5 protein-coding genes are annotated in these 7,266 nt (G+C 67.8%); all 5 read left to right on the top strand.

Features of this window, described 5'->3' with window-relative positions; all coding sequences use genetic code 11:
- The first annotated feature begins 65 nt into the window (after nucleotides 1-65).
- Genes glgP through ABJK26_RS03395 form a run of 5 tightly spaced genes read left to right on the top strand, consistent with a single transcriptional unit; the run spans nucleotide 66 to nucleotide 7,205 of the window.
- Nucleotides 66-2,522 carry an alpha-glucan family phosphorylase gene (gene glgP, locus ABJK26_RS03415; RefSeq protein ID WP_347240826.1) on the top strand — a complete coding sequence of 819 codons (2,457 nt, stop codon included), beginning with the start codon at nucleotides 66-68 and terminating at the stop codon, nucleotides 2,520-2,522.
- A 32-nt stretch (nucleotides 2,523-2,554) separates the two neighbouring features.
- Complete coding sequence (locus ABJK26_RS03410; protein ID WP_347240825.1) at nucleotides 2,555-3,319, top strand: ABC transporter substrate-binding protein; 765 nt, start codon at nucleotides 2,555-2,557, stop codon at nucleotides 3,317-3,319.
- 53 nt (nucleotides 3,320-3,372) lie between these two features.
- Nucleotides 3,373-4,161, top strand: coding sequence for an amino acid ABC transporter permease (locus ABJK26_RS03405; RefSeq protein WP_347240824.1), 789 nt, complete (start codon nucleotides 3,373-3,375; stop codon nucleotides 4,159-4,161).
- A gap of 60 nt (nucleotides 4,162-4,221) precedes the next feature.
- The gene (locus ABJK26_RS03400; RefSeq protein WP_347240823.1) at nucleotides 4,222-5,172 is read left to right on the top strand and encodes a TAXI family TRAP transporter solute-binding subunit; all 951 of its coding nucleotides are present in this window, start codon (nucleotides 4,222-4,224) and stop codon (nucleotides 5,170-5,172) included.
- A gap of 59 nt (nucleotides 5,173-5,231) precedes the next feature.
- The gene (locus ABJK26_RS03395) at nucleotides 5,232-7,205 is read left to right on the top strand and encodes a TRAP transporter permease (protein ID WP_347240822.1); all 1,974 of its coding nucleotides are present in this window, start codon (nucleotides 5,232-5,234) and stop codon (nucleotides 7,203-7,205) included.
- Nucleotides 7,206-7,266 lie beyond the last annotated feature (61 nt).

Raw genomic sequence — 7,266 nt, 5'->3', positions numbered from 1 at the left:
CCCACAACCTGGGCCTCATGGCCCAGAAAATGGCTGGGTAGCAACTTGGGTTATAATCCTCCCTCGTGAGGACCCTAGGGCACATCACCGCCATGCCCGAGCTCCCCGAGCCCCTCCAGGGCCTGAGGGAGCTCGCCTACAACCTTTGGTGGAGCTGGAACAAGGAGGCGGCGGAGCTTTTCCAGGAGGTGGACCCGGCGCTTTGGAAGCGCTTCCGGGGCAACCCCGTGAAGCTCCTCCTGGAGGTGGACCCGGCCCGTCTGGAGGGGCTTCTCGGCACCGGCTACCCGGCCCGGGTCCAGGGGGTGTTGCAGGCCCTAAGGGCCTATATGGAGGAGCGGAAGCAGAAGAAGGGCCCCCTTACCGCCTATTTTTCCGCCGAGTACGGTTTTCACAGCTCCCTGCCCATCTACGCCGGGGGGCTTGGGGTGCTGGCCGGGGACCACGTGAAGGCGGCGAGCGACCTCGGCCTCAACCTGGTGGGGGTGGGGATCTTTTACCACGAGGGCTACTTCCACCAGCGGCTTTCCAAGGAGGGCGCCCAGGTGGAGGTCTACGAGCCTCTTCACCCCGAGGAGCTCCCCCTTCTGCCGGTACAGGACCGGGAAGGAAAGCCCCTCAGGGTGGGGGTGGAGTTCCCCGGGCGCACGGTGTGGCTTGGGGCCTACCGGGTGCAGGTGGGGGCGGTGCCGGTCTACCTCCTCACCGCCGACCTCCCGGAAAACGCCCCCGAGGACCGGGCCATCACCGCCAGGCTCTACGCCCCGGGGCTGGAGATGCGCCTCAAGCAGGAGATGATCCTCGGCATCGGGGGGATGCGGCTGCTTAGGGCTTTGGGCCTCGCCCCCGAGGTCTTCCACATGAACGAGGGGCACTCGGCCTTTTTGGGCTTAGAGCGCCTTCGGGAGCTGGTGGCGGAAGGCCACCCCTTCCCCCTGGCCCTGGAGCTGGTCCGGGCCGGGGCCCTCTTCACCACCCACACCCCGGTGCCCGCCGGGCACGACGCCTTTCCCCTGGAGCTTCTGGACCAGTACCTGGGCCATTTTTGGGAAAAACTGGGGACGGACCGGGAGGGGGTTTTGGCCTTGGGCCTCGAGGAAAAGCCCTGGGGCAGGGTCTTCTCCATGTCCAACCTGGCCCTCAAGACCAGCGCCCAGGCCAACGGGGTGAGCCGCCTCCACGGGGAGGTCTCCCGCCGGATGTTCCACCACCTCTGGCCGGACCTCCTCCCGGAGGAGGTGCCCATCGGCCACGTCACCAACGGGGTTCACACCTGGACCTTCCTCCACCCGAGGCTTCGCCGCCACTACGCCGAGGTCTTCGGCCCCGAGTGGCAGAAGCGCCCCGAGGATCCCGCCACCTGGAAGGTGGAGGGCCTGGGGGAGGAGTTCTGGCGCATCCACAAGGAGCTTCGCGCCGAGCTCATCCGCGAGGTGCGGCAACGGGTCTACGAAGAGCGCCGCCGCAACGGGGAAAGCCCAGGCCGCCTACGGGAGGCCGAGCGCCTTTTGGACCCCGAGGCCCTCACCATCGGCTTCGCCCGCCGCTTCGCCACCTACAAGCGGGCCACCCTCCTCTTCAAGGATCCCGAGCGCCTGGCCAAGATCCTCCGGGGGCCCTATCCCGTGCAGTTCGTCTTCGCCGGGAAGGCCCACCCCAAGGACGAGCCCGGCAAGGCCTACCTGCAGGAGCTTATCGGCCGCATCCGGGAGCTCGGCCTCGAGGACCGCATGGTGGTGGTGGAGGACTACGACATGTACCTGGCCCGCCTCCTGGTCCAAGGCTCCGACGTCTGGCTCAACACCCCCCGCCGCCCCATGGAGGCCAGCGGCACCAGCGGCATGAAGGCGGCCCTCAACGGGGCCCTCAACCTGAGCGTCTTAGACGGCTGGTGGGCGGAGGCCTTCAACGGCAAAAACGGGTTCGCCATCGGGGACGACAGGGTCTACGAGAGCGAGGAGGCCCAGGACATGGCCGACGCCCAAGCCCTCTACGATGTCCTGGAGTTCCAGGTCCTCCCCCTCTTCTACGCCAAGGGGCCCGAGGGCTACTCCGCAAGCTGGCTGGCCATGATCCACGAGAGCCTGCGCACCGTGGGGCCCTACTTCAGCGCCGCCCGCATGGTGGGGGAGTACCTGGCCCTTTACCAAAGGGGGGCGGAGATGGCCCGGCGCGCCCTGGGGGCAGCCGAGACCCTGGAAGCTCTCCACCAGGCCCTACCCGCCTTCTTCGCCTTGGGCCTTCGGGTGGAGGCCCCGGGCCACCTCACCTTAAACGGGGAGCCCCTCCGGGTGCGGGCCCGGGTAGAGGGGGAGGTGCCCGAGGCCCTGAGGCCCTTCCTGGAGGTCCAGCTGGTGGTCAAGCGGAGCACGGGGGAGCTGGAGGTGGTCCCCCTGGCTCCTTCCCACGGGGGGTACGAGGGGAGCTTCCGCCCTCCCCGCCCGGGAAGCTACACCTACGGGATGCGCCTGGCCCTCAAGCACCCGGTCACGGGACGGGTCACCTGGGTGCGCTGGGCCTAAGCGTGTATAATCACCCCCGTTAGGAGGTGGGCATGAAAAGGTTTGCGCTTTGGCTGGGAGTGCTGGCCCTGGGCTTGGCCCTGGCCCAGGTGCGGAGCCTTGAAGAGATCAAGCGTTCCGGGGAGATCCGCATTGGCACGGAAGGGGCCTTCCCTCCCTTCAACTACTTTGACGCGAAGAACCAGCTCACGGGCTTTGAGGTGGACCTGGGCAACGCCCTCGCCAAGAAGCTGGGCCTGAAACCCGTCTGGATCGCCCAGTCCTTTGACAGCCTCCTCATCCAGCTCAACCAGGGGCGCTTTGACTTCGTCATCGCCTCCCACGGCATCACCGAGGAGCGGGCCAAGGCGGTGGACTTCACCAACCCCCACTACTGCACGGGGGGCATCATTGTGAGCAAGAAGGGCGGGCCCAGGACCGCCAAGGACCTTCGGGGCAAGGTGGTGGGGGTGCAGATCGGCACCACCTACATGGAGGCGGCCCAGAAGATTCCCGGGGTCAAGCAGGTGCGGACCTACCAGAAAGACCCCGACGCCCTCCAGGACCTCCTCGCGGGCCGTCTGGACGCCTGGATCACCGACCGCTTCGTGGCCAAGGAGGCCATCAAGGAGAGGAAGCTGGAGAACACCCTCCAGCTCGGGGAGCTTCTCTTCCAGGAAAGGGTGGCCATGGCGGTGGCCAAGGGGAACAAGGGGGTGCTGGACGCCCTAAATAGGGCCCTGGCCGACCTGATGAAGGACGGCACCTACGCCCAGATTTCCAAGAAGTGGTTCGGCGAGGACGTGCGCTGCCGGTAGCCCTTTCCTAGGCCCTGGGGCGCGGAGGCCCCGGGGCCTATCCTTGAGGTAAGATGCGTTTCTTTTCCCGCGTCCTTCTCTTCCTCGCCCTTCTCGTCCTGGGATACGTGGCCTTTTTCGCCCTTTTGGGCCTGGCCCTGGAGCGGTACTTTCTCCTGGCGGGCTTCGGTCCCGAGCGGGCGGCCTCGGCGGGGCAGGCCATGGCCCAGGGGGCGGAGATCACCCTCAAGCTCACCCTCCTCTCCGGGGGGGCGGGGCTCATTATCGGCGTCTTCGCCGGGATGGCCCGGCTCTCCGGCCGGGCCTGGGTGCGGCTTCCCGCCACCTTTTACATCTGGGTGACCCGGGGAACCCCCCTCCTCGTCCAGATCCTCTTCGCCTACACCGCCCTGCCCCTCCTCCTAAAGCCCCTCTGGCCGGGGGCGCAGCAGGTTCTCACCCCCTACTGGGCGGCCTTCCTCGCCCTGGCCTTCAACGTGGGGGCCTACAACGCCGAGGTGGTGCGGGCCGGGATCCAGGCCATCCCCAAGGGGCAGTGGGAGGCGGCCTGGTCCCTGGGGCTCTCCCCGGGGGACGTCATGCGCTTCGTGGTCCTGCCCCAGGCCCTGAGGATCGTGGTGCCCCCCCTGGTCAACAACGTGGTGGCCCTCCTCAAGGACTCCTCCTTGGCCAGCGTCATCACCCTCACGGAGCTCGCCCTCTCGGGCCAGCGCATCATCTCGGCCACCTTCCGGCCCGTGGAGGTCTATTTGGCGGTGGCTGCCATTTACCTCCTCCTCACCACGGTGCTCACCCTCTTCACCAACCGCCTCGAGGCCCGCCTCAAGGTGGCGGGCCGCTAGAAGGCTTGCGGGGGATGGGCCTACGGGGTATACTGACCGCGGCCTCAAGGAGGTGGTTTTATGCAGACGAAGAAGGTAATGTTGACGGTTCTAGCCCTCCTCGGTCTGGGAATGGCCCAGGAGTTCCTCACCATCGGCTCCGGCTCCACCACCGGGGTCTACTTCCCCGTGGCCACGGGCATGGCCAAGCTGGTGAACGACGCCAATGTGGGCATCCGGGCCAACGCCCGCTCCACCGGCGGGAGCGTGGCCAACATCAACGCCATCGCCGCCGGGGAGTTTGAGATGGCCTTGGCCCAGAACGACATCGCTTACTACGCCTACCAAGGCTGCTGCATCGCCGCCTTTGACGGCAAGCCGGTGAAGGTCATCCGGGCCCTCGCCGCCCTTTACCCCGAGGTGGTCCACATCGTGGCCCGGGCCGACGCCGGCATCCGCACCGTGGCCGACCTCAAGGGCAAGCGGGTGGTGGTGGGGGACGTGGGCTCCGGCACGGAGCAGAACGCCCGGCAGATCCTCGAGGCCTATGGCCTCCGCTTCGAGGACCTGGGCCAGGCCATCCGGGTGAGCGCCACCCAGGGCATCCAGCTCATGCAGGACAAGCGGGCGGACGCCCTCTTCTACACCGTGGGCCTGGGGGCGGGGGCCATCCAGCAGCTCGCCCTCACCACCCCCATCGCCCTGGTGGCCGTGGACCTGAATCGCATTCAAGCCATCGCCAAGAAGTACCCCTTCTACGTGGGCTTCAACATCCCCGGGGGCACCTACAAGGGCGTGGACGTCACCACGCCCACCGTGGCGGTGCAGGCCATGCTCCTCGCCTCGGAGAAGCTCTCCGAGGAAACGGTCTACAAGTTCATGAAGGCGGTCTTCGGCAACCAGGAAGCCTTCAAGAAGATCCACCCCAACCTGGAGCGCTTCTTCAGCCTGCAGAAGGCGGTGAGGGGCCTGCCCATCCCCCTCCACCCCGGGGCGGAGCGCTTCTACCGGGAGGCCGGGGTCCTGAAGTAGGCCCCTAGCCCAAAAGGAGGGGCCCCCGTTGGGGGCCCTTCCTCCGGTAAGAAAAAGGCATGGACAAGGACGCAGCGCTTCTCGTGGAGGAGTCGGAGCTCGGGGGAAGGCGCCCTAAGGGGTGGCCCCGCTTCCTCCTCTTCGGCCTCGGGGTGGCCTGGAGCCTCTTCCAGCTCTGGGCCACGGAGATGGGCACCCTGGACCCCATCCGCCTGCGGGCGGTCCACCTGGCCTTTGCCCTGGCCCTGGCCTTCTTGGCCTACCCGGCGAGGCGGGGGCCAAGGGAGCGCGTTCCCCTTCTGGACTGGCTTTTGGCCTTCCTGGGGGCGGCGGGGGCCCTTTACGTGGTGTGGGACTACTACGGCATCACCCAGCTCCGGGGCGGGATCCCGAGCGGGTGGGACGTCTTCATGGGCACCCTGACCCTCCTGGTGCTCTTCCTCGCCGCCTGGCGGGTGGTGGGGCCCGCCCTGCCCATCATCGCCTCCGCCTTCGTCCTCTACGCCCTCACCGGGCCCAAGGGCCTCATCCCCTACATGCTCCCCTCCTGGCTCCAGCTCCACGCCGGAAGCCAGTGGGGCCAGCTCATGGGCCAGCTCTACACCACCGCCGAGGGGATCTGGGGCGTGCCCTTGGGGGTCTCGGCCACCTTTGTCTTCCTCTTCGTCCTCTTCGGGGCCCTTCTGGAGAAGGCGGGGGCGGGGCAGTTCTTCATCCAGGTGGCCTACGCCCTCCTCGGCCACTTCCGCGGGGGGCCCGCCAAGGCGGCGGTGGTGGCCAGCGCCCTCACGGGGGTGGTCTCGGGGAGCTCCGTGTCCAACGTGGTCACCACGGGCACCTTCACCATCCCCCTGATGAAGCGGGTGGGCTACCCCCCGGAGAAGGCGGGGGCGGTGGAGGTGGCCAGCTCCTCCAACGGCCAGCTCATGCCCCCGGTGATGGGGGCCGCGGCCTTCATCATGGCCGAGCTCTTGAACATCCCCTACAGCCAGCTCATCTTCATCGCCCTCCTCCCCGCCCTCCTGGCCTACGCCACCCTGTTCGTCACCGTTCACCTCGAGGCCCTGCGCCTGGGCCTCAAGGGCGTGCCCCGCTCCGAGCTTCCTCCCCTTGCCCCCGTCCTCCGCTCGGGGGCCCACTACCTCCTCCCCGTCGCCTACCTCATCTACGCCCTGGTGGCCCTTAGGCTCACCCCGGAACGGGCGGCCTTGAACACGGTCTTCCTCATGGCCCTCCTCATCCTCTTCCAGGAGGCCTGGCGGGCCTGGAGGAGCGGGACGGGGGTGGGCCTCGGGCTCCTCAGGGGAGGAAGGCTTCTTCTAGAGGGCCTCGAGGCGGGGGCGAGGGGCATGGTGGGCATCGCCCTGGCCACGGCCGCGGCCGGCGTGATCGTGGGCATCGTCACCATGACCGGCATCGGCTTTGGCCTCACGGACATCGTGGAGAGGCTCTCCGGGGGGAACCTGATCCTCGTCCTCCTCCTCGCCCAGCTCACGAGCCTCCTCCTCGGCATGGGCCTTCCCACCACGGCCAATTACATAGTCATGGCCTCCCTGGTGGTGCCGGTGGTCCTGAACCTGGCGGAGAAGGCGGGGTACGCCGTGCCCCCGGTGGCGGCCCACATGTTCGTCTTCTACTTCGGCATCATGGCCGACTCCACGCCCCCCGTGGCCCTGGCCGCCTACGCCGCCAGCGCCATCGCCCGCTCCGACTTCTGGAAGACGGCGGTCCAGGGCTTCGTGTACGAGCTCAGGACCGCCCTCCTCGCCTATATGTTCTTCTTCAACCCCAAACTCCTCCTCCTGGGGGTGGCCTCCTTGGGCGAGGGGCTTTGGGTCTTCCTCACCGCCCTTTTGGGCATGGCGGCCTTCAGCGCCGCCCTCGTGGGCTTCCTGCACAGGCCCACGAACCTCCTGGAGAGGGCCCTTCTCCTGGGAGCGGCCCTGACCCTGGTGGTCCCGGGGCTTCTCACGGACGCCATCGGCCTCGGCCTCTTCCTCCTCACCTACCTCCTCCAGAGGGTGCGAAAATGAGGGCGGTGGAGCCCATCATAAGGATCCGCAACCTGCACAAGTGGTTCGGCCCCCTGCACGT

Origin of the sequence: Thermus sp. (assembly GCF_039793865.1) — a bacterium.
Lineage (GTDB): Bacteria > Deinococcota > Deinococci > Deinococcales > Thermaceae > Thermus.
This window is presented reverse-complemented; position numbering and strand designations above follow the sequence as displayed.